The organism is Streptomyces sp. SID14478 (genome assembly GCF_010548525.1).
Lineage (GTDB): Bacteria > Actinomycetota > Actinomycetes > Streptomycetales > Streptomycetaceae > Streptomyces.
In genome coordinates this window covers 1-1,857 of sequence record NZ_JAAGMG010000059.1, presented here as the reverse complement: position 1 = coordinate 1,857, position 1,857 = coordinate 1, and the positions used below count along the sequence as shown (strand labels likewise).

The 1,857-nt window shown below is 72.2% G+C and carries 2 protein-coding genes; both read right to left on the bottom strand.

The genetic code is table 11. The features are described from left to right. On the bottom strand, positions 1-1,464 hold a 1,464-nt coding region (gene murJ, locus G3I40_RS02050; protein ID WP_164300412.1), incomplete at its 3' end, for a murein biosynthesis integral membrane protein MurJ. Continuing rightward, positions 1,461-1,857, bottom strand: a 397-nt coding sequence (locus G3I40_RS02045; RefSeq protein ID WP_164300411.1) for an alpha/beta hydrolase, incomplete at its 5' end; no start/stop codon positions are given. The genes G3I40_RS02045 and murJ, both read right to left, overlap by 4 nt.

Sequence of the window (1,857 nt, the reverse complement as noted above, 5' to 3'; positions counted from 1 at the left end):
GGCGCACCCGGCGGCGACGGCCAGCTTCCCGTAGCTGCGCAGCAGGCGGCGCCCGTCGAGACGCCCGTCGAGGCGGCGCCGCAGCCTTCGTGCGGTGAGCAGCAGCCCGATCCCGTACGAGAGGGCGTACGCGGCCGCCATGCCGGTGACCGCCCAGCGGGCGGGCAGCAGCCAGTGACAGGCGCAGGCGAGCGCGATGTTGACCGCGCCGATCCACACGGCGGTGAGGAACGGGGTGCGGGTGTCCTCGAACGCGTAGAAGCCGCGCAGCATCAGGTACTGCGCGGAGAACGGGATCAGGCCCAGCCCGAACGCCTGCAGCATGTGGCCGAGCGGCCCCGTGCGAGCGACGCCGTGGGCGAACAGCAGCTCGGCGATCTGCGGCCCGAGCGCGAGGAAGAGGAATCCGGCGGGCACGATCACCGCTCCGCTCGCGCGCAGTGCCCGGGACAGATCGGCGCGTACGTCGTCGACCCGGCCCGCGACGGCGGCCGCGCTCATCCGTGGCAGCAGCGCGGTGACGAGGGAGACGGTGACGATGGACTGGGGCAGCAGCCAGATCGTCTGGGCGTAGGTGTACGCGGTGTAGCCCGCGCCGGAGTGCGGCAGGGCGGCATCGGTGGCGTTCGCGAAGTGCGTGACGACGGCGAGTGCCACCTGATTGGCGAGGACGAACAGCAGGGTCCAGCGGGCGGCCCGGATGCTCGCACCGAGGCCGGTGCCCTTCCAGTCGAAGCGGGGCCGCAGCCGGAAGCCGGCCGCCCGCGCGAACGGGATGAGGGCGAGGGCCTGGACGGCGATGGCGCAGGTGGTGCCGATGCCGAGCAGGCGGACCTGTGCGGCGGTGACATCGGAGACGTTCGCCGGCAGTTTCAGCAGACTCAGGTAGGCGGCGAACATGGCGATGAGGACGACGTTGTTGAGCACCGGGGTCCACATCATGGCCCCGAACCTGCCGCGCGCGTTGAGGACTTGGCCGAGCATGGCGAAGAGACCGTAGAAGAAGATCTGCGGCAGCAGGAACCGGGCGAAGACGACGGTGAGTTCGAAGGCGGCGTGCTGTTTCGGCGTGTCGTTCATGTAGATGCCGACGATCTGCGGGGCCGCCCACACGGCCAGCGCGGTGCCGACCCCGAGGACGCAGACGACGAGGGTGACCAGGCGCTGTTCGTAGGCGCGGCCGCCGTCGGCGTGCTCGGCGCGGGCGCGTACGAGCTGGGGCACCAGGACGGAGTTCAGGGCGCCGCCGATGAGCAGCGTGTACAGGCTGGTGGGGACGGTGTTCGCCGTGTTGTACGTGCTCGCGTACAGGCCGGTGCCCAGCGCTCCGGCCTGCAGGACCGTGCGGATCAGGCCGGTGGCGCGGGAGACGAGGGTGCCGATCGCCATGAGGAACGAGGACCGGGCGAGCGAGGCCGCGCGGGGCTTGGCGTGCCGGCGATGTATTCGGGTGCTTTCGGTCAACGCACCTGCTCCGATCGCGTGTTGAGGAAGTCGAGCACGGGTGGCGTCGCCTCGTCCGCACACTCCTCGAAGTAGGCGTGGCGGCCGCCCTGGATCAGCAGGAGCCGTGCGTCCGGGATGCGCTCGGCGAGCAGGGGTGCGTTGGCCGTGGGGTTGAAGTCGTCGTCGGTGCCGTGCACGACGAGGGTCGGCGCGGCGACGCGGGGCAGCGCGTCCCAGGCGTCGTGCCGGGCGCTGGCCCGCAGATGACGGCGCCGGGCGTGGGCGGGCATCGTCGGGTCGCCGAGGGTGCGGAACGGGCCGGGGTGCGACGCGAGGTACGCGGGGGTGTACATGAGGTCGAGGAGCGTGGCGTGCGCGGTCGCCGGGTCGGCGAGCGCCGCGCGGACGGCG